Origin of the sequence: Peribacillus sp. NPDC097197 (assembly GCF_050278025.1) — a bacterium.
GTDB lineage: Bacteria > Bacillota > Bacilli > Bacillales > DSM-1321 > Peribacillus.
In genome coordinates this window covers 329,225-350,206 of record NZ_JBNNST010000001.1, presented here as the reverse complement: position 1 = coordinate 350,206, position 20,982 = coordinate 329,225, and the positions used below count along the sequence as shown (strand labels likewise).

Sequence of the window (20,982 nt, the reverse complement as noted above, 5' to 3'; positions counted from 1 at the left end):
CTTTAATAATAGTCCCTACTTATAATGTGTATTTTTTAAATGAAACTCTCGCATTAATCATGCATATTTTGTTGTATTAACGATAATTGATATACCCCTTAGTTATTCATTACAAACAGGTATGACAACTTTCAAGTTTCATTTTATTATCAACTGATTTTTCATTTGCAGCTAAAAGACGTCAAAATAAAACCCGAGGGATCAGCCATCCACTCGGGTCTAATAACTTCTATTCATTTAGTTGAATCCGATCAGGGCAGGTATAAATATTCATGGAATCATTACGGATAAACCCGACTGTTGTAATGCCCAATCCCTCTGCCAGCTCCAATGCCAATTCAGTTGGCGCGGATTTTGAAAGAATCAATTCGCAACCAATCTTCGCCACCTTCAACAGTATCTCCGATGAGATGCGTCCACTGAATACAATCGCTTTTCCTTCTAAAGATATCCCATTCTTCAAGCAATACCCATAGATCTTATCCAATGCATTATGACGCCCGATATCCATTCGGCTTAATACAAGCCCATTCACATCACACAATGCCGCATTATGGACACCGCCGGTTTGCTGGAACGTCACCGCGGACTGTTGCAGGTCTTTCATTAAGCGGAAGCAATCTTCCGGCGTTAGCCTTACTGTCATATTCTCCATCTTCTTGGCAGTCAGGGCATCGTTTACAAAGACGAAACCTTGTCTACTTCCTCCACAGCATGAAGTAATATAGCGTTTATTTTGAAACTCTTGGTAATAAGGATTTAGCTTATCCGTTTTGACGTGAACATATCCTTCTTTTTCCTGAAACCAAATTTCCTTGATTTCCTCATATTTCCGGATAATCCCTTCCGAGGCTAAATAACCGATGACCATATCTTCGATGTACTCGGGTGTACACACCATCGTCACGAATTCTTGCCCATTGATCTTCACCGTGACGGGAAATTCCGTCACAACCGTGTCTTCCGTTTGCTGGACTTCCCCTTTGCTAATGCGGATGATCTCCCGTTTTTTCTCTATCTCCTTCATGCCTTCACTCCTCATTATCTACGCGAACTTTCTGCCTTTTATAAAAAACAGTAGAATGATATCAGTTCGATTTTAGTTTTCCTGCTATGTCCTGGTCAAATACAAACACAGAAATGGCTATATTTTCCTTCACTTTAATATCAGAAAACAAATGAACCAGGTTCGCACCGACCAACTCTTCCATTCCCTCTGGAGGAGCAACTGAATAAAGATCCTGAATCATTTTTGTCCTAGCTGAATGAACCATGTCTTTGCCCTCTTCCGTACTCGAAATGAATATTTCCGTCGGAGTCAAATTCCCATATAGCGTGGAAACAGCCATATTATCTACAAAAACCGTATGAATACGCTCTGGCCCTTTTCCGAATAGTTCTTTTCGGAGCTTTCGAATCATATCATTGAATTCATGGATTACTTTTGACATCTTGATTTCGCTCCTAACATATGATATTTCATCTAGTATTTCCTTATCATAAAGCAATAAGATTAAAAAAAAAAGTTTATTGAAAATAACTACTTTTCTCATACTGATTGTTTCTTTTTATAATTAAAGGTATAATACCTTTGTGAAAGTTGGTCACATAATAAGATTTGTTATGTTTCTATCTTTTATCCATCATTTATATAATGGTTTGGATTGGTATATTGGCAAGATTTGCTTTTAAACTTTTCCACCATGACTTACATCACTGTTCAGAGACAGAGGTGTAATCATGGTGGTTTTTTTCGTGTTTTTTGGTAATAAGAGGGGGAAAAATTATGAGCGATTCAATTACTATTAAAATCAATGGCTTGGATTATAAAGCAAAAACTGGATCGACAATCTTGGAAGTTATCAATGAAAATAAGATAGCCCATCCACAGGTTTGTTATGTTCCTGAAGTGGACCCGATTCAAACATGCGATACGTGTATCGTGGAAGTGAATGGGAAACTTGTTAGATCATGCTCGACAAAAGTCGATAGCAGCATGGATATCTCATTGGATTCAACAAGTGCAAAAGCAGCACAAAATGAAGCGATGGATCGTCTTCTTGAGAATCACCTATTATATTGCACAGTTTGTGACAATAATAACGGCAACTGTAAACTGCACAACACTGTAGAATTAATGGAAATCCCGCACCAAGACTTTACGCCTAAAACTACACCGGATTTGGCTGTGGACATGTCCCATCCATTCTACCGCTATGATGCGAACCAATGTATCGCTTGCGGACAATGCGTAGAGGTTTGTCAAAATCTACAGGTTAATGAAACGCTATCCATCGATTGGGAAGCAGAACGTCCACGTGTTATTTGGGATGAAGGAACTGAAATCAATAATTCATCATGTGTGGGTTGCGGACAATGTGTAACTATCTGTCCATGTAATGCGTTAATGGAGAAATCCATGCTTGGAGAGGCTGGCTTCATGACAGCCATGAAAGAAGATATTATGGAACCAATGATCGACCTAGTTAAAGATGTCGAGCCTGATTTCAGCGTAATTTTCCCTGTTTCTGATATAGAAGCAGCTATGCGTGATACACGTACGAAGAAAACGAAAACGGTTTGTACGTTCTGTGGTGTCGGCTGTTCATTCGAAGTTTGGACAAAAGGGCGCAAAATCCTTAAAGTTCAACCTACGCATGAAGGACCAGTTAATGCGATTTCCACTTGCGTTAAAGGGAAATTTGGTTGGGATTTCGTAAACTCTGAAAAACGTATCACTAAACCATTGATCCGTAAAAATGGTAGATTCGTTGAATCAAGCTGGGATGAAGCCCTTGACTTGGTTGCATCAAGACTTGGTTCAATCAAACAACAATACGGTGGCAATTCCGTAGGATTCATTTCTTCATCTAAAATCACGAATGAAGAAAACTATGTGATTCAGAAATTAGCACGTCAAATGTTCGAAACGAATAACGTCGACAACTGTTCTCGTTATTGTCAATCTCCTGCGACAGACGGATTATTCCGCACAGTCGGTATGGGTGGAGATGCTGGTACGATTAAAGATATCGCTGCAGCAGGACTTGTCATCATCGTCGGTGCAAATCCAGCCGAAGGACATCCTGTTCTAGCCACACGCGTAAAACGTGCACATAAGCTACACGGACAAAAACTGATCGTTGCCGATGTACGTAAAAACGAAATGGCTGAGCGTTCTGACATCCATATCAGTCCAAAACAAGGTACTGACCAAGTTTGGTTGATGGCCGTTACTAAATATATGATCGACCAAGGCTGGCATGATCAAGAATTCATCGATGAAAATGTTCACTTCTTTGACGATTATAAAGAGATACTAGAAAAATATACCCTTGATTATGCAGAGTTAAACACAGGAATTTCAAAAGAAACATTGATCCAAATTGCAGAAGCGATTCGCGATGCAGATGGTACTTGTATTCTTTGGGGAATGGGTGTTACACAAAACACTGGTGCTTCCGATACGTCGGCTGCCATCTCTAACCTTCTATTGGCTACAGGTAACTACCGTCGTCCAGGGGCTGGAGCTTATCCGCTTCGTGGCCATAATAACGTTCAAGGTGCTTGTGATATGGGAACTCTACCGAACTTCCTACCAGGATACCAACGTGTTACGGATGATGTTGCCCGTGCTAAATTCGAAGAAGCATATGGTGTCAAAATTGACAACAAACCAGGTATGCACAATATTGAAATGCTGGAAGCCATTGAAAAAGGCGACATGAAAGCGATGTACCTTGTCGGTGAAGATATGGCACTTGTTGATTCTGATGCAAACCATGTGGATAAAGTATTATCAAGCCTAGACTTCTTTGTTGTTCAAGATATCTTCCTTTCTAGAACAGCCCAATATGCAGACGTAGTATTACCGGGAGCTCCTTCTCTTGAAAAGGATGGAACATTCACGAATACAGAGCGCCGTGTCCAACGTCTATATAAAGCACTTCCTACTTTGGGAGATTCTAGAGCGGACTGGGAAATCACCCAAGAAATCGCTAACCGCTTAGGTGCAAATTGGAATTACACTCATCCTAGTGACATCTATGATGAAATGGCAAGCCTGTCACCTATTTTCAGCCAAGCCAATTACGAAGTACTTGAAGGCTGGAACAGCTTCCTATGGGGAAGTCATGATGGATCAAGCACACCGCTTCTTTATACGGATGGCTTCAACTTCCCTGATAAAAAAGCTCGCTTTGCCATAGCTGACTGGGTAGAACCACATAAATTCCCTGAAGAATTCGATCTTCATATCAATAATGGACGTATGCTTGAACATTTCCATGAAGGAAATATGACGAATAAATCAAACGGAATTCAATCTAAAGTTCCTGACATTTTCGTTGAAGTTTCTCCGGAGTTAGCCAAGGAACGTCAAGTGAGTGATGGCGGATTAGTTCGATTGGTATCACCATATGGTGCCGTCAAATTAAGAGTGCTTATTACAGACCGAGTGAAGAAAAATGAACTATTCCTTCCGATGAATTCAGTCGACAAGGATTCAGCCATCAACTTCCTGACTGGTCCTATATATGATCAACGTACAAGTACACCTGCTTATAAACAAACAAAGGTACGTATGGAAGTGCTTAAAGAAAGCGGAGAAATTCCATTGCCGGGATCTAACCCACGTAATAAAAAACGTCATCCTCAAAATGGTGTTGAGGTTCAACGTAAGTGGGCACGTCCGGGTTATGTACACTTAACTGATAAATAATAAGGAGGGTAAAGATCATGGCAGCTCCTATCACGGAAATCCATAATCCTATAACAGAGGAAGATATCAAGTTACAGAAAATCGAAGAACTAAAAATGCTAGTCACCGATAATGAAGAGGTGTTAAACAGTCTGTTTAACATCCTCGGTGAGCTGAACGACTCTGGCGTGCTTGATGCCGCCACTTCTATGCTTAGAGGAAAAGAACAAATAGCAAAAGTCGCTCTTGGACAAGTAACCAGAGAACCCGTAACCAACTTAATCAATACGCTTATGGGTGCAACTGGAGCCTTGATGAAGGCTGATACCGACCAAGTGACAAAGCTTCTTAGCAGCGCACTTGCCGGCATCGATGAAGGTAGCAAATTCATTGAGACCGATAAAAAAATCGGTGTGATGAGTTTAGTAAAAGTATTGAACGACCCCGACATTAATCGAGCAATTGGTTTCGGCGTCCATTTCTTAAAAGGAATGGGTAAAGAACTAAAATAGTAACAATAATTTAAACAGACTATCCCCAAGTCGAATGTAAACAATAAATAGAATGAAGGCTTAGAAGAGGCATCAGCCTCTTTTGAGTCTTTTTTAAAATAATAACTATAAAGGACGGATGAAATGCTAACAAAAGAAAACGTCATAGATGCCTTAAAACACGTTCAAGATCCGGAATTGAATAGAAGTATCGTTGAACTGAATATGGTTCGAAACATTAAAATCATGGAGGGACATGTTTCACTAGAAGTAGTCCTTACCATTCAAGGATGTCCACTAAAAGCTAAGATTCAAGATGATATCGAGAGCTCTTTAAGAAAAATCGGTGCTTTAAGTGTATCCTTGAAATTTGGTTCAATGACCAAAGAAGAACGGGAAACATTGACGAAAGTATTAAAAGGCAATGCGACGACCGAAACCGGTATGCCAAAGATGCTTGCTCCTGATTCAGGCGTGAAGTTCATTGCCATCACAAGTGGTAAAGGCGGCGTCGGTAAATCTACCGTGACAATCAATCTTGCGGTTGCACTAGCACGTCTAGGCAAGCGCGTCGGTATTCTGGATGCTGACATTTACGGATTCAGCGTTCCTGCAATGATGGGCATCACCCAAAAGCCGACGATGATCGACCAAACTGTCATCCCGGTTGAGAGCCATGGTGTGAAAGTCATGTCGATGGGCTTCTTTGCAGCCGATGATAACCCTGTAATGTGGCGCGGACCAATGCTGAACAAGTGGATCAAAAACTTCCTTGTGAACACGCACTGGGGAGAATTAGATTACATGTTGCTTGACTTACCTCCTGGTACAGGTGACGTAGCGATTGATGTCGCTGCCATGATTCCACAAGGTAAAGAAATCATCGTAACTACACCACATAATGTCGCCTCTTTTGTTGCGTCAAGAGCAGGTGCAATGGCCAAGCATACGAAACATGAAATCGTCGGTATAATCGAAAACATGGCTTACTTTGAAGAACAAGATGGATCGAAGAACTACCTGTTCGGAAAAGGCGGCGGAGAAATGCTTGCGAAACGTCTTGGAACAGAAGTGATCGCGACCATCCCATTCTCGAACCGTAAAGAAAACAACGACGCCAACGTTTTTGATGAAGAATCCTACATTGGTGAAACTTTCGCATCATTAGCGGAAGACTTAGTTAATCAATCCTAATAGGTAGAGGCTGGCTCAATTGGAGTCAGCCTCTTTTTCATATTCGAAAGGCAACCTATACACTTTCCCCTTATTCATCCCCTCACTGACAAGATTCATGGAACGCAAAATTCTCGTCGCGCTAGCAGAAGATGAAATACGTAAAAACTCCCTTAATTGTCGATTCGTTATCGTGGGACCGAGTAGGAAGTAATAATCTTTTAACGCTCGGATATGTCCGTCTTTACTCTCGTGCTCACACCTGGAGCATTTCCATTCCCTACGCTGCTTCAATAATGGAGACATCAAACACTTCTCGCAGATGACTCCTCTTATAAGGTCCTCCATGGAAAGATTGAACCGTTCGAGAACGGAAGCATCCGCTTCAATATGATGCTTATTGATGATCTTGATGATTTTTTTCAATTCTTTATCACTGAGACTTGGTTGGTTGATGGATTTTTCGATTTGGTGGATTTTAAAAGGTAGGGTATCACGATGGATGACTTTGTAATGAAGATTGCGGTTTTCAGGATTCGTGCGGATAATTGTTTGAGGATTACTAATTACGACCAGAGAGTAAATTGGGGGTTCTGTCAGCCCATGTTTCATAAGCCAACTCTTCAATTGTGATTCATGACGCTCAATTTGAATCAGGGGATCTGGAAACCCCATCTCTTTTCCGTCTTTCGTCCGTATGAGCTGATTAAAAGTGGAATCGAAATAGAGGGAACCTGCTATATTCTTCACTTCGATGACGAGGATGAATTTTCTGGATAGTAATAACGTATCAATTTGGAAAAAACGAGTTTGATCCTGTAACCTGATATCATGGAATATGAAATACTCCTTCGTTTCAAGAAAACTCAAAGGAAAATCGATAGCGCACTCTCCCCTATAGCCAGCTTCCTTTTTACTAAGTTCACTCATAATAAAGGGGATTTTCGGATGGGCTGGTGGAAGCCTGCGCAACAAAGCCTGTAATTTCAGGATAGAAAGCGGGATTTTACGTTCCCTTATAATCATTTGATCACTCCAATCTTGTTATTCTCTCCATAAATTCTATGGCAGAACGTGATATTCCTTTAAACTCTCGATTTATATCCTCCGAATGAGTTTTATCTTCGCTTTCCGAATATTTATCTTCACAAATAGGATTTTATCTTCAGAAAATGCTCTTTTATCTTCCCATTTATCTGATATATCGATTTTTCGACTATATCAGATAAATTTCATTAAGGACTTGCTGATATTACAGTCCGTCCTTTGACGTTTTATCTTCAAACTTTGGATTCTAATTGTGAAAATAGTTATATCTACCAAAGTAAGTACTTTATCTTCGCTTTCCGAATATTTATCTTCACAAACAGGATTTTATCTTCGCAATTGCATATTATATCGATTTTTCGACAAAAAAAGGACCAGCGCCCAGGCAAGTCCATCAATCTATATTATCTGCAATCGCACGTCCAGCCTGTCGCCCCGAGAATAGGCACCCACCCAGAAATGTCCCTTCCATGGAGCGATAACCGTGGACACCGCCACCTCCAAATCCGGATACTTCGCCTGCTGCATAAAGTCCTGGCACTGGCTTTCCTATTGCGTTAAGGACTCGACCAGATAAATCCGTCTGCAATCCTCCCAGCGTCTTTCTACTGACTATATGTAACCGTACAGCAATTAGCGGGCCCTTTTTTGGGTCCAGGATTTTATGGGGAGAAGCCACTCTCACAAATCGGTCACCGATATAATTTCGTGCCCCCCGCATGGCCGTGATTTGCAGGTCTTTCGTGAATCTGTTGTCAATCTCCCGGTCCCTCGCTAAAATTTGCCTTTCAATCTCTTCAGCACTCAGTAAGTTCTCCCCAGTAATCTTATTCATCCCGTCTACTAGTTCCGATACTGTACCTGCAATGACAAAGTCCTCTCCCATATCCATAAAAGCTTGTACGGGAGCTGGAGCACCGGGCAGTACACGAGATAGAACCTTTCGAATGCTCTTCCCCGTCAAATCGGGGTTTTGTTCAGAACCTGACAACGCAAACTCTTTTTCAATGATTTTCTGCGTCAAGATGAACCAGGAATAATCATATCCGGTCTTCTGGATCGCCTCAAGCGTCCCCAGCGTATCAAACCCAGGAAAATTCGGGGCTGGAAATCGTCGTCCTTTTGCATCCAGCCAAAGCGACGACGGACCTGGGAGAATGCGAATCCCATGCTTATCCCAAACCGGGTCCCAGTTTTTGATTCCTTCCGTATAGTGCCACATCCGGTCGCGGTTGACAATCCTCCCACCCGCTTTTTCCGTGATGGCCAGCATCCTTCCGTCCACATGCTCCGGTACACCGGAAATCATCGTCTTCGGCGCTTTCCCAAGTCGGGCAGGCCAGTTTCTTCTAATCAAATCATGATTGGCACCAATTCCACCGCTTGTGACAAGAACAGCCTTCGAATGAAATGTAAAATCCCCGACCACTTCCCGGGAACTCGCCTCACCTCGGCCTGCCGAGCTTGGAACGAGTATCGATCCTCCCACCCCGATTACCGCGTCATTTTCCGTCATCAATTCATTGACCCGATGGCGGGGTCGATAGTCGACAAGCCCCTTTTCCATTGCCCTGCGAACTCTCTCTTCAAACGGTTTAACGATGCCAGGCCCTGTCCCCCATACGATATGAAACCGCGGAACCGAATTGCCATGGCCTTCAGCCAGATAGCCACCACGCTCAGCCCATCCGACTACCGGAAAAAAGCGTATACCCTGGGCAGATAACCATTCCCTTTTTTCCCCGGCAGCGAACTCGACATACGCCTCCGCCCATTTCTTGCCCCAATAATCTTCGTCCTCTTCCCTATCAAAACCAGCGGTCCCCAGCCAGTCCTGCCAAGCAAGTTCCTTAGAGTCCCTGATTCCAAGCCTACGCTGCTCAGGTGAATCCACAAGGAATAAACCACCAAAAGACCACCATGCCTGCCCACCCATAGACGCTTCAGGCTCTTGATCCAAAAGTAGACCCGCTTTCCTGCATCAGCTAGCTCCGCCGTGGCCACTAACCCTGCAAGACCAGCTCCGACAACGATTACGTCTATTTCCATTTATATTCCCCCGTTTTTTAAAATGTACCCGCCTTCGATTCTATGCTTTAGTCCTTATTCCCTGCAAGATCGTGATTTCCTTCTTAAATATAAAAATGCCTAAACTGTCTACGACAATTTAAGCATTGGTTTTCAACCGATATATGATTTAAAATATATGTTTACAAGACTTCTTCATAATGAAAATGCGCGTGGTTCAATACTTAAATAATATAGCAATCAATTCAAAACCTGCACCAACAGTCCAGAACAAGACATAGTCACCGCGTTGAATCTGGTCCGTTTCTATTGCTTCATGAAACGCAATGAAAGGACTACTTGTACCTGTGTATCCAAAGCGATCTCCCACGTAGGTAATTTGCTTATCCTCGATTTTCAGATTTTCTTGAATCTTAAGGATGTTCCCTAAAGCGAATTGAGAGAAACAATAGGATTTAATATCGCTTACCTTCAAGTTATTTCTTTCTAGAATCTGATTGATCATATTATATGTAGGCGGTAGAGAATCTGAAGCATCAAAAGGAAGCCATTTTATATATCTTCCGTTGCCCGTGCCTTTTAGTGTCTTTGACAATCCGTTTGCCGGATAGTTAATGAATTCTTGATGCATCGGATCCGTATAATAAATGGAATCAATAAAACCAGTATTTTCTTCTGTTTTTTCTAGAATCACTGCCGCAGCCGCATCTCCATAATTAGCATATGTAATTTCATCATCCGGGCTACTCAATAATGAATTGTAATCTGAACCCACGATTAATGCTTTTTTAACATAAGGATTGGATAACATATATCGACTAGCTTGATCTACTGCCACTGACATACCAGCGCAGTTTGCATTGGAATCTAAAACAATCGTATGATTATTTGCCTCTATTGCTTGATGGACAAGCACTGCATTAGTTGGATAAGTGGTTTCAGGAATCTGGGTGCTAAATACAATCATATCCATATCTTTTCCTGACAAGTTAGCTTTTTGAAGCACCCGTCTAGCTGCTTCAATTCCCATCGTTAAGCCATTTTCTTCATCATTATCAATCAAATACCGTTCTTTTCTTCCCATAACATTTAAAAAGTTTTGAATGTTTTTTCCTTTTTTCTCTTGGAAATGTTTTAGGTAAAAATCATTACTTACGGATTTTTCCGGGTGATAGATTGCGACGTTCTTAATTCTGATGTAAGACATATCGTGTTGAGTTTCCCCTTTATATTTTATGACATTTAGAACCTGTGAAGTTTCTTATCTCTTTTAAAAGCAAAGATTTTTTTAGGACGAGCATCTTTTATATTTTCACTACTTCTACTTGTGAAAGACCCGTATTTCGCGCTAAACGTGCCAATTGCATTTTCAAGATTGTACTATCTTTAATTTTGAAGATGATTTTTTTGAATCCGGACTGTTTATATAGTTTATAAGAACCTTCTAATTCAGGAATCATTTGCGATGTAACGACATTCATTGTCGTACAATCAATTTCCAATGTGTAAACAGATGCGTCGATTGACCCTACCATTTTGTGATAATCGTTCGTGAATGCCTGTGCGTCGGCTGGTGTAAATGAACCACCTACAAACATCTCTATTACCTTTTTGCTTGAATTGATATTAATATCGTACTTCTTAGTCATGATGAACCCCACCTTTTAAGTAGATGAAATATAAATCCGTCCTGAAATGAGTATAATGTTCCATTTCCTTTTACCTATATATATTTTATCGGCCACTCTATATTTTTTTTAACATCAAAAGTCATTTAATATTCTCTCGGTGAAGGAAAGATCAAAAGCGTATGTCCCCTGTTTGCGCACTCAATTGACGTTTTAACACTTTTATTTTTTTGTAAGATTTATCCTCAGAAAAACTGCACCCCATTTGTTAGATACAATTGGGGTACAGGTAAGTTCATTATAACTTGATGCTTTTTTTATATTTACACTTTGAATTGGTCCACTAGTTCTTGAAGGTTGCCTGCCATAGTGGTAAGTGCATTGGCTGATGAAGTGATTTCTTGCATAAAGGCTAATTGTTCCTCTGTCGCTGAAGCAACATTTTGAGAATGCATAGATGTTTCTTTTGAAATGTTCGTGATATCAGCAACTGTTAAGGAAACCTCATGGGCGCCTGCAGAAATGATTTCAGATATGAATGCCATTTGTTGGACAAGTTTACCCGATTTATCCAATGCGAGACGAATATCACTAAAGCTTTCTTCAGTCTGTCTAACAATTTCAAGTCCTTCATTTACATCTGTTTTTACTTGATTAATAGAAAAATTAGACCGTTCCATATCTCCTTGAATTTCAATAATTAATTCCGAAATTTGGATAGCTGATTTCTGTGATTGTTCCGCTAACTTACGCACTTCGTCTGCCACTACTGCAAACCCCTTACCTTGTTCACCCGCTCTTGCCGCTTCAATTGCTGCGTTTAATGCAAGTAAATTCGTTTGATTCGCAATCTCTGTAATTGCCTTTGTGATGTCACCGATTTCTTTAGACCTCTTGCCTAGCAATTTAATTACCTCGCCGCTTTCATGAACAGAAGTATGAATAGCTTTCATTTGATTCACAGTTTTATTAACAAACCCTTCACCATCATAAGCCTTTTCAGAGGCATGAGAGCCTGCAAGGGCAATTTCGGCAGAATTATTGGCCATGGTCTGAATACCCTGTGAAACTTCTTCCATCGCCTCGCCAGTCTCTTCTATTGAAATCGTTTGACTTTCTGCTCCACTAGCTACTTCTTGTATAGACTCCGTAATCTGTTCAGTAGCCTTACTTGTTTGTTCCGTACCAGCTGTTAGTTGTTCTGATGAGGAGGCAACTAGCTCGGAAGTCCGCAAAACTTTTTGAATCATGGTTTTAAGATTATTACTCATGAGATTAAAATGATTTGATAATACACTGATTTCATCTGTTCCATTGTCTTTTAACACAGATCTGAAATCTCCCTTGCCTGCTAATTCTAATACATGTGAAACATTCGTTAATCTTTTCTTAAGTCTCTGTGTAAACCAGATTGTAAGTATTCCAGATAATACAATGATTCCGATTAAGACTATGATGAAGATCTTGAAGAAGGATGACAGTGTTGAGTCAACAATTTCTTGTGATACTCCTACATACAAAACTCCGATTGCTTGTCCATTTCCATCTAATAGTGGCATATAAGCAGTCTGTAATATACTACCAACCACTTTAGCTTCACCTCTATAATTTTTACCTTGTATTAAAACGACATCTTTCACTTCTTCTGAAATTTTCGTTCCAATAGCCCGTTCTCCATTATTCAGCACATTCGTAGCAACTCGGGTGTCTTCTTGGAATAATGTAACTGTGTCACCGGTATCTTTTCCAATAGTATCAACGAGGTCGAAATTCCCGTTCATTGCCACAGTACCCTTATATAATTTTCCTCCGTCGATTTTCCAATCTCCAGGATACTTCGTATCTATGAATCTGTAAGCTGAAGCTAAATCTCCTTTTGCTTTCTCGACTGATACTGTTTTAACTCCTTTTGATACTTGTTGCACTACCACAGCACCTACGATTACGGAAAAAAGCAATATGATTCCTAATACAATGAAATTTATTTTTGCGCCTAAGGTAAGCTTGAATTGCATTTTTCTTAGCTTCCGCCTCTTATTCCTTGGCTCGTTCTTACTTTCCGATTTGTCTATCGAGTTATCCATTTCTAACTCTCCCTTATATCTAGTAATGTTGACCACTCTCTTGTACGTTGAACGGATAAGAGTTTTCTCTAAATAGTTATCGGCAGATATTTTAAATTATAAAATCCACTATCTGGTAACCATAAGAAATCCAGCGTATATCTCGTTAGAAAAATGGATTTTTCCTATGATATAAAGGAATTATTTTAATTGTTAGGAATCAAAATTATTAGGATAGTTCTATTGGGAGAGGATATTCATTAGTAAGGTGCTTATTCTTTAGTAGTTGACGCATTTGGCTCTATAGGAGTATTAGGAGAATAAAAAGAGGGAATTTATTTTATTATTGTAAGTTCAACTATAAAATGGCCACTGATTTAATCATAAACTGTCCATAATAATCGTTTTATTAATAATGCAACTAACTAAATCAAACAAAATTAAAACTATAATTTGTCTGAAAGTCAAATACATAACCATAAATTGTCTGTTATTCCAAATAACATTAAAGCTCTTTAAGTATTTTCTTTTTCATATTATGCTTATTTTGTTTTACATAAGCATTTAAAGTCATTGTTGTAACCTTTTCCAATAAAAATATTAGGATTTTATAGAAATAATTTCATTTTCTCTATTTAATGAAATTACACAATCGTCAGCTAAACCGATATGCTTTGGATTATACAAAGATAATAATTTTTACACCATATCTTATCTCTAGGGTATGTTATAAAATTAAATAAAACCGATATTAGATGAATGGAGGGGATTTAATTGTTAGGTTGGGATGATATCAAAATAAATGCACTCGCATTTTCTAAAAGATGGAAAGGTGCTAGCAGAGAAGAAGCAGATGCTCAATTATTTGTACATGAACTTTTAGCTTGTTTTGGAGTTGATTCAAAGCGGATTGGCACATTTGAATTCAAGGTAACTCAAGGTGAAAGAAGAAATGGCTATATAGATATGTTATGGAAGGGCCGTATACTTATCGAAATGAAATCTCGAGGAAAAAGTTTAGAAAAAGCCTTTGACCAAGCAAGATCCTATGCCTTTTCTATTGCTAACGATGAAGATTTACCCGAATATATTATGGTTTGTGATTTTGAAAACATTCGTCTTTATAGACAAACCACTAACCAACAATGGAACTTCAAAGTAAAAGATCTTTCGAAGCATATTAAGAAACTTTCGATTTTAACTGAACAAGCAACAAAATTAGATTTCTTCGTAGATAAGGAACTCAATGTCAAAGCTGCATATAAGATGTCTGCATTACACGACATATTGAAGGAAAATAAATATACTGGACATGAACTTGAAGTATATCTAGTCCGATTATTATTCTGCTTATTCGCCGATGATACAGGGATATTCCACAAAAATCAGTTTCATCAGTACATATTAGAATCTGCAATTGATGGTTCTGATTTATCTGGTCGCCTAGCTACACTATTTGATGTTCTGAATACCCCAAAAGAAAATCGTTCAAATTTACTCCCAGAGGATGTACGTTCATTTGAATATATTAATGGAGGTTTATTTAAAGAAACACTCCGTCCGGCTTCTTTTAATAGTAAAGCTAGAAAGATTTTATTAGACTGTTGCGGATTTTATTGGGGTGGGATTTCACCTTCTATTTTCGGTTCTATGTTCCAAGGAGTAATGAATAAAAAAGAACGACGAGAACTAGGTGCGCATTATACTTCTGAAAGCAATATTTTAAGGGTTATCAAACCATTATTTCTAGATGATTTATATGCAGAATTCGAACGAGTTAAAAGCAACGAGAGACAACTAGATTATTTTCATAAAAAGCTATCCAGACTGAAATTTCTTGACCCAGCATGTGGTTGTGGAAACTTTCTCATTGTAACATATAGAGAACTACGTCTATTGGAACTAGAAGTTTTAAAAATGAAAATTGATAAAAGTGGCCAACTGGTGATGATAAATATATTAGAAGAATATATTCAAGTAAATGTAAATCAATTCTATGGAATTGAATATGAAGAATTCCCAGGGCAAATTGCACAAGTAGGAATGTGGCTTATGGATCACCAAATGAATAATCTTGTAGCTGATCATTTTGGTATCCCATTCAACCGATTGCCATTAAAAGATATAGCAAGTATTCATTATGGTCCTGAAGAAGGGAATGCACTAAGAATTAATTGGGAAGACGTAGTTGCCAAAGAAGAGTTATCTTTTATATTAGGTAACCCCCCTTTTCTTGGAAAGAAAGAACAAAATAAAATTCAAAAAGAAGAATTACTAAATACTTTCGGAAAAAACACTAAAAATGTTAGTAAACTGGATTACGTTTCTGCTTGGTATTATAAAGCAGCCCAATATATGCAAGGTACTCCTATCAGAACCGCCTTTGTATCTACCAACAGTATAGTTCAAGGGGAGCAAGCTCTAATTTTATGGGGAGTAATATTGGAACAATTTAAAATGAAAATTGATTTTGCTCGTAGATCTTTTGTTTGGACTAATGAAGCTAAAGGAAAGGCGGCAGTTCACTGTGTCATTATTGGTTTCTCAACAGGCGCTCTAAAACAAAAGGTAATTTATGACGGGGACGAAGGAATTATTGCGAAAAATATTAACCCTTACTTGGTAGATGCCCCAACTGTATTTATAAAAAGTAGAAAGCAACCTCTGAATGCTGGTCCAAAAGTCAATTATGGAAGTATCCCTATTGATGCGGGATTTCTAGTATTATCAAATGACGAGAGAGATGCATGCATAAAGGAAAATCCAGACACAACTAACTTCATAAGGCCTTTCGGAGGTGGGGAGGAAATAATCAATAACACTACTCGGTGGTGTCTCTGGTTGAAGGATGCTGATTTAAGAATAGTTAAAAAATCAAAGTTTATAATGGAAAGAATAAAAAAAACCAAGGAGTTTCGACTATCCAGTTCAAGGATTGCCACTAACAAATTAGCTGACTCTCCTATGCTTTTCGGTGAAATTAGACAACCTGATAATATGTATATAGCTATCCCAAAGGTTTCCTCCGAAAAAAGACGTTATATCCCTATTGCGTTTGTTGAGTCTGACTTAATCGCTAACGGAAGCACCCTAATTGTTAAAGACGCTACAATGTATAACTTTGGTATTTTGTCATCAAATGTGCATATGGCATGGATGAGAACTACCGGTGGAAGGATGAAAAGTGATTATCAATACTCGGCTAGTATTGTATATAATACTTTTCCTTGGCCTAATCCTACAAAGGAACAAAAAGAGGCTATAGAAATTACTGCAAAGAAAGTTTTGGAAGTAAGGAGTTTATATCCGAATAATACTTTAGCTGAGCTATATGATCCATTAACAATGCCAATTGATTTATTAAAAGTTCATCGTGTACTTGATAAACAGGTATGCAAAGCATACGGGGTAATTTGGAAATCCGAAGCTACATGTGTAGCTGATTTAATGAAACTGTATCAAGAGATAACAGAAAATAAGGATTCTTGATTAAGAAGTATAGATAAGTATACATCATCAAAAAACTATAGTTAGCTTGACACAACCATAAATTGTCCATATGGGCACTTTATGGTTTCAATTAAACAAAACACAAAAAACCACCAATATATGTATTGGTGGAGACGGTGGGAGTCGAACCCACGTCCAGACATAACGGCACTTAAGCTTCTACGAGTGTAGTCGATATATTCGCGTTTCGCGAACTCATTAGCCTATCGACAGGCGGCAGAGCAGCTAGTCTGATTGGTCTCTTCCTTCATCCTCAGACGGTGGATTCCGGCGTATCCCACTTAGAGTGAGTCCCTTACCCTACCACGTGGGCCATGGAGGGAGGAACAGCTTAACGTCTGTTGTTACGCAGCGAAAGCTAGGTTGTTGTTTTGTTTGCCAGTTATAGGCGTTGACGTTTTAACGAGGCCGATCCCCTCGACTCGCAACTTAAGCTCGAACTATCCCTGTCGAATCCGTAACGTCCCCATGATAAGAATGGAGCGTACGAGAAAAGAATAGTCAGCAAGTTGGCTGATATTCAGTTGTCATCGGTACAGGTTTAATTATAACAGATTGAATCAAAAAATCAATTGTAAGGTCTTGGTAACCCTACATCTTTTGACGATCGCGGAAAGCACGCTCGATATCACGTTTTGCTTCTTTCTTCTTCAGGTCATCACGCTTGTCATATTGTTTCTTCCCTTTACCCAATCCGATTAAAACCTTAGCGAAGCCATTTTTTAAATACATTTTCAATGGGACGATGGTGTAACCCGTTTCCTTCGTTTCACCGATCAGTTTATTGATTTCCTTCTTGTGTAAAAGAAGCTTCCTTGTCCGCAAAGGATCATGGTTAAACTGGTTCCCCTGCTCATAAGGGCTGATATGCATATTGTAAAGGTAGATTTCGCCGTTTTCTATCTTGGCAAAGGCATCCTTCAAATTCAGCCGTGCTGCACGGATGGCCTTGATCTCGGTCCCTTTTAATACGATACCCGCTTCAAATGTTTGTTCGATAAAAAAATCATGGTACGCTTTTTTATTTTGCGCTAATTGCTTTCCTGAGCCTTTTGGCATCTAACTCTCCCCTTTTATCCAATCGGAGAGAGGATGACTGGATCATCCTCTCTTCCGTTTTATCTCTTTTTAGGTTTTCTTTTACGCTTCGCTGCCGGCGCATTTTCAAAGAACTTTTTCTTCTTTTTCGGCTTTTTGTCAGAAGACGCTCCACCGTTTCGGGTGTCACCACTACGGCCGCCTTTGCGTTCCGATCCTCTTGAATCTCCGCCTTTGCGCTTTCGGCCGCCTGGACCTGAATTGGCCTTGAAGATTTTCTTCTCGCCTGAAGGACGCGGACGGCTTACTTTCATGCCGATGATTTCAAAATCAATCGCCCGTTCTTCTTTATTGACGTTGGATACCCGAATGTCGATTTCGTCGCCAATCCGGAACACTTTTCCTGTCCGTTCCCCGATCATTGCAAGCTGACGCTCATCAAAGCGGTAGTAATCGTCTGTCATGAAGCTGACATGGACAAGCCCTTCGATGGTGTTCGGCAACTCGACAAACATTCCGAAGTTCGTAACGGAGCCGATGATCCCTGTATATTCTTCTCCGATTTTATCAAGCATATATTCTGCTTTCTTTAAATCATCCGTTTCTCGTTCCGCGTCAACGGATCGACGTTCGCGTTTCGATGTATGGTCTGCGATATCCGGTAAAATGGCATTCCACTTCTCTTTAGTCGCTTCATCAAGTTTCCCTTCAATCAAATACGTCCGAATTAAACGGTGGACGATCAAATCTGGGTAACGGCGGATCGGTGATGTAAAATGAGTGTAAAACTCGGCCGATAGACCAAAGTGACCCAAGCTTTCCGGATCATATTTTGCTTGTTGCATGGAACGGAGCATGACGGTCGAGATAACCGTTTCTTCCGGCTTACCAGCAACGGCTTCGATGATGTCCTGCAAGGCCTTTGGATGTACATCATTGGCAGATCCACGGACGATATATCCGAAGTTCGTGATGAATTCAAAGAAACGTTGTAATTTCTCCGGTTTCGGATCCTCATGAATACGGTAAATGAATGGCACATCAAGACGGTTGAAGTGTTCTGCAACAGTTTCATTAGCAGCAAGCATGAATTCTTCAATCAGCTTCTCTGCGACTGATCTTTCACGTAAAACTACATCCGTTGGGTGGCCTTCTTCATCAACAATCACTCTGGCCTCATTGAAATCAAAGTCGATTGCCCCGCGATTCATCCGTTTTTTACGAAGGATGGCAGCCAATTGTTCCATATTCTGAAACATTGGAACAAGGGATTCATAGCGTTCCATTTGTTCTTCGTCTTTTTCGACAAGAATCTTGTTCACATTTCCATATGTCATCCGTTCCGCGGTTTTAATGACACTATCGAAAATATCATGTGAAACGACTTCCCCATCCGGTGTGATTTCCATTTCACACGATAACGTGAAGCGATCGACCTGCGGATTCAATGAACAAATCCCATTCGATAAACGATGCGGGATCATAGGAATGACCCGGTCAACCAAATACACGCTCGTCCCTCTTTCAAGAGCTTCCTTATCAATCGGTGAACCTTCTGTCACATAATGGCTGACATCGGCAATATGTACGCCAAGCTTATAGTTGCCGTTTTCAAGTTTAGTCACTCCAACAGCATCATCCAAGTCCTTCGCGTCTGCTCCATCAATCGTAACCAATACTTCATTTCGTAGATCCCGGCGGTTTCCAATTTCGGATTCTTTGATGGTATCCGAAACGGCATTAGCCTGCTCCATCACATCTTCAGGGAATTCCATCGGAAGGCCATATTTATGGATGACGGATAGAATGTCTACACCTGGATCATTTTTATGACCGAGGATTTCAATGACTTCCCCCTCCGCACTGACGCGTCCTTCCGGATAAGAGGTAAGCTTGACGACAACTTTATGCCCTTCCACCGCTCCATGGGAAGCATGCTGGGGGATGAAGATATCATTGGCGATTTTCTTATCATCTGGAATGACAAATCCGAAACTTTTGCTTTCAGAATATGTACCAACCACTTGTTTGATCCCACGTTCAAGGATCCTGATGACTGTACCTTCCTGTCTTGAACCAGATGTTTCCGAAGAAACCCGGACCATGACAATATCTCCATGCATTGCTGTTCCTGTTTCATTCGGCGGGATGAAAATATCATCCATTCCCGGATTATCCTCCGGCGTCACAAAGGCAAATCCCTTTGCATGTCCGGTTAACTTACCTCGGAATAGATTCATTTTTTGAGGCAGGCCATAACGATTGCTTCTCGTCCTGACCACCAACCCCTTTTCTTCCATCTTAACTAGTGCCTTCACGAAATTCTTGAAGTCCGCCGAGTCTTCGATTTTAAGGGCCTCTTCTAATTCTTGTACCGTAAGTGGCTTATATGCTTCATCTTTCATGTATGTCAGAAGCTTATTTATATGTTCTTGAATATTATCTTCCATAAAAACCCTCCTATTCAGGGTATGATTAATTTATTATTCGGACCAATCCAGGCTTTCTAAAAATTCTAATACATCTTCATGCAGCTGTTCACGCTCTTTATCAAGGGTGATGACATGGCCGGACTCTTCATACCATTTGATTTGCTTAACGGGCGACTCGACAGCTTCATAAATAATATCGGCACTTTTTGAATTGATAACATCATCATGTCGACCCTGCACGACAAAAGTCGGTGCGTAGATATGATCTACGTGCTCACGTACATCCGTTATCAATTCTTGAAGAGCTTTTAATGTACACATGGGTTTATCAGCAAAGCGGCCCATTTCCTCTTCGATTTGATCTTGTTCTTTTCCCTCGTACTTTTTAAATTCTCTAGCGTAGTCCAATACTCCTTTATACATTGCTTCTTCACTTTTGATATACATAGGCGCACACATTGATACGATACCCTTTATAGGTACAGTGTAACCTAATTTGAGAGAAAATACGCCTCCTAATGACAGTCCGGCAACAGCAATTTCCGTATGGCCTTTTTCTTTTAGAAAATCATAGGCCATCATCACATCTTTCCACCAGTCAGAAGGACCCGTTTCCACCAATTCTTCAGGTGGGACACCATGTCCTTTATAGTGCGGCGCATGGCAGGTATATCCTCTCTTTTCGAGATATCGTCCAAGCATTCGTACATCGGCGGAATTACCCGTAAATCCATGTAAAAGTAAGACCGCCCTTTTTCCACCTTCAAAGGTAAAGGGCTTTTGCAGCTTCATTTTCATATGTAATAGGCTCCTTTAACTGTAACTGTCATATCTACTTGTTTTATAATTTCTAAATTAACTATAGCTATTCCT

At 40.0% G+C, this 20,982-nt stretch carries 13 protein-coding genes, 1 other RNA gene and 1 pseudogene; 4 read left to right on the top strand and 11 right to left on the bottom strand.

Going from position 1 to position 20,982, the window contains the following annotated elements; genetic code table 11:
- Positions 1–229 precede the first annotated feature (229 nt).
- Positions 230–1,027, bottom strand: coding sequence for a formate dehydrogenase accessory sulfurtransferase FdhD (gene fdhD / locus ACQKL6_RS01615; protein WP_402870822.1), 798 nt, complete (start codon positions 1,025–1,027; stop codon positions 230–232).
- Positions 1,028–1,088: 61 nt separating this feature from the next.
- Entirely contained in the window at positions 1,089–1,451 is a 363-nt protein-coding gene (locus ACQKL6_RS01610) for a DUF2294 domain-containing protein (protein WP_402870818.1), read from the bottom strand.
- Between the two features lie 335 nt (positions 1,452–1,786).
- Between ACQKL6_RS01610 and fdhF the strand changes: the two genes are divergently transcribed.
- The 3 genes from fdhF to ACQKL6_RS01595 all read left to right on the top strand — a co-directional run bounded on the left by fdhF (position 1,787) and on the right by ACQKL6_RS01595 (position 6,384).
- The gene (fdhF, locus tag ACQKL6_RS01605; RefSeq protein WP_402870815.1) at positions 1,787–4,720 is read left to right on the top strand and encodes a formate dehydrogenase subunit alpha; all 2,934 of its coding nucleotides are present in this window, start codon (positions 1,787–1,789) and stop codon (positions 4,718–4,720) included.
- Between the two features lie 17 nt (positions 4,721–4,737).
- A complete protein-coding gene (locus tag ACQKL6_RS01600) occupies positions 4,738–5,211 on the top strand; it encodes a DUF1641 domain-containing protein (protein ID WP_402870812.1) in 474 nt (157 codons plus the stop codon).
- Positions 5,212–5,334: 123 nt separating this feature from the next.
- Complete coding sequence (locus ACQKL6_RS01595; RefSeq protein WP_402870809.1) at positions 5,335–6,384, top strand: Mrp/NBP35 family ATP-binding protein; 1,050 nt, start codon at positions 5,335–5,337, stop codon at positions 6,382–6,384.
- 15 nt (positions 6,385–6,399) lie between these two features.
- Here the strand turns inward: ACQKL6_RS01595 and ACQKL6_RS01590 are convergent, their stop codons facing one another.
- The 5 genes and pseudogenes from ACQKL6_RS01590 to ACQKL6_RS01570 all read right to left on the bottom strand — a co-directional run bounded on the left by ACQKL6_RS01590 (position 6,400) and on the right by ACQKL6_RS01570 (position 13,150).
- Entirely contained in the window at positions 6,400–7,389 is a 990-nt protein-coding gene (locus tag ACQKL6_RS01590; RefSeq protein WP_402990065.1) for a nuclease-related domain-containing protein, read from the bottom strand.
- A gap of 415 nt (positions 7,390–7,804) precedes the next feature.
- Positions 7,805–9,459 (bottom strand): annotated as a pseudogene (locus ACQKL6_RS01585) (FAD-binding dehydrogenase).
- A 196-nt stretch (positions 9,460–9,655) separates the two neighbouring features.
- Positions 9,656–10,645 (bottom strand): ketoacyl-ACP synthase III, encoded by a 990-nt coding sequence (locus ACQKL6_RS01580; RefSeq protein WP_427650393.1) that lies wholly within the window; start codon positions 10,643–10,645, stop codon positions 9,656–9,658.
- A 97-nt stretch (positions 10,646–10,742) separates the two neighbouring features.
- On the bottom strand, positions 10,743–11,087 hold the full coding sequence (locus ACQKL6_RS01575; RefSeq protein WP_427650392.1) for a hypothetical protein: 345 nt from the start codon (positions 11,085–11,087) through the stop codon (positions 10,743–10,745).
- Positions 11,088–11,389: 302 nt separating this feature from the next.
- Complete coding sequence (locus ACQKL6_RS01570) at positions 11,390–13,150, bottom strand: methyl-accepting chemotaxis protein (RefSeq protein WP_427650390.1); 1,761 nt, start codon at positions 13,148–13,150, stop codon at positions 11,390–11,392.
- 753 nt (positions 13,151–13,903) lie between these two features.
- On the opposite strand from ACQKL6_RS01570, the gene ACQKL6_RS01565 reads away from it, so the two are divergent.
- A complete protein-coding gene (locus ACQKL6_RS01565) occupies positions 13,904–16,618 on the top strand; it encodes a class I SAM-dependent DNA methyltransferase (RefSeq protein WP_427650389.1) in 2,715 nt (904 codons plus the stop codon).
- Between the two features lie 126 nt (positions 16,619–16,744).
- On the opposite strand, the gene ssrA is transcribed toward ACQKL6_RS01565, so the two are convergent.
- The 4 genes from ssrA to ACQKL6_RS01545 all read right to left on the bottom strand — a co-directional run bounded on the left by ssrA (position 16,745) and on the right by ACQKL6_RS01545 (position 20,907).
- Positions 16,745–17,107, bottom strand: a transfer-messenger RNA (tmRNA) gene (gene ssrA / locus ACQKL6_RS01560).
- A gap of 123 nt (positions 17,108–17,230) precedes the next feature.
- The gene (gene smpB / locus ACQKL6_RS01555; RefSeq protein ID WP_402870780.1) at positions 17,231–17,698 is read right to left on the bottom strand and encodes an SsrA-binding protein SmpB; all 468 of its coding nucleotides are present in this window, start codon (positions 17,696–17,698) and stop codon (positions 17,231–17,233) included.
- A 59-nt stretch (positions 17,699–17,757) separates the two neighbouring features.
- On the bottom strand, positions 17,758–20,127 hold the full coding sequence (gene rnr, locus ACQKL6_RS01550; protein WP_427650388.1) for a ribonuclease R: 2,370 nt from the start codon (positions 20,125–20,127) through the stop codon (positions 17,758–17,760).
- Positions 20,128–20,160: 33 nt separating this feature from the next.
- Complete coding sequence (locus tag ACQKL6_RS01545) at positions 20,161–20,907, bottom strand: alpha/beta hydrolase (RefSeq protein ID WP_402991322.1); 747 nt, start codon at positions 20,905–20,907, stop codon at positions 20,161–20,163.
- Between the last annotated feature and the right edge of the window lie 75 nt (positions 20,908–20,982).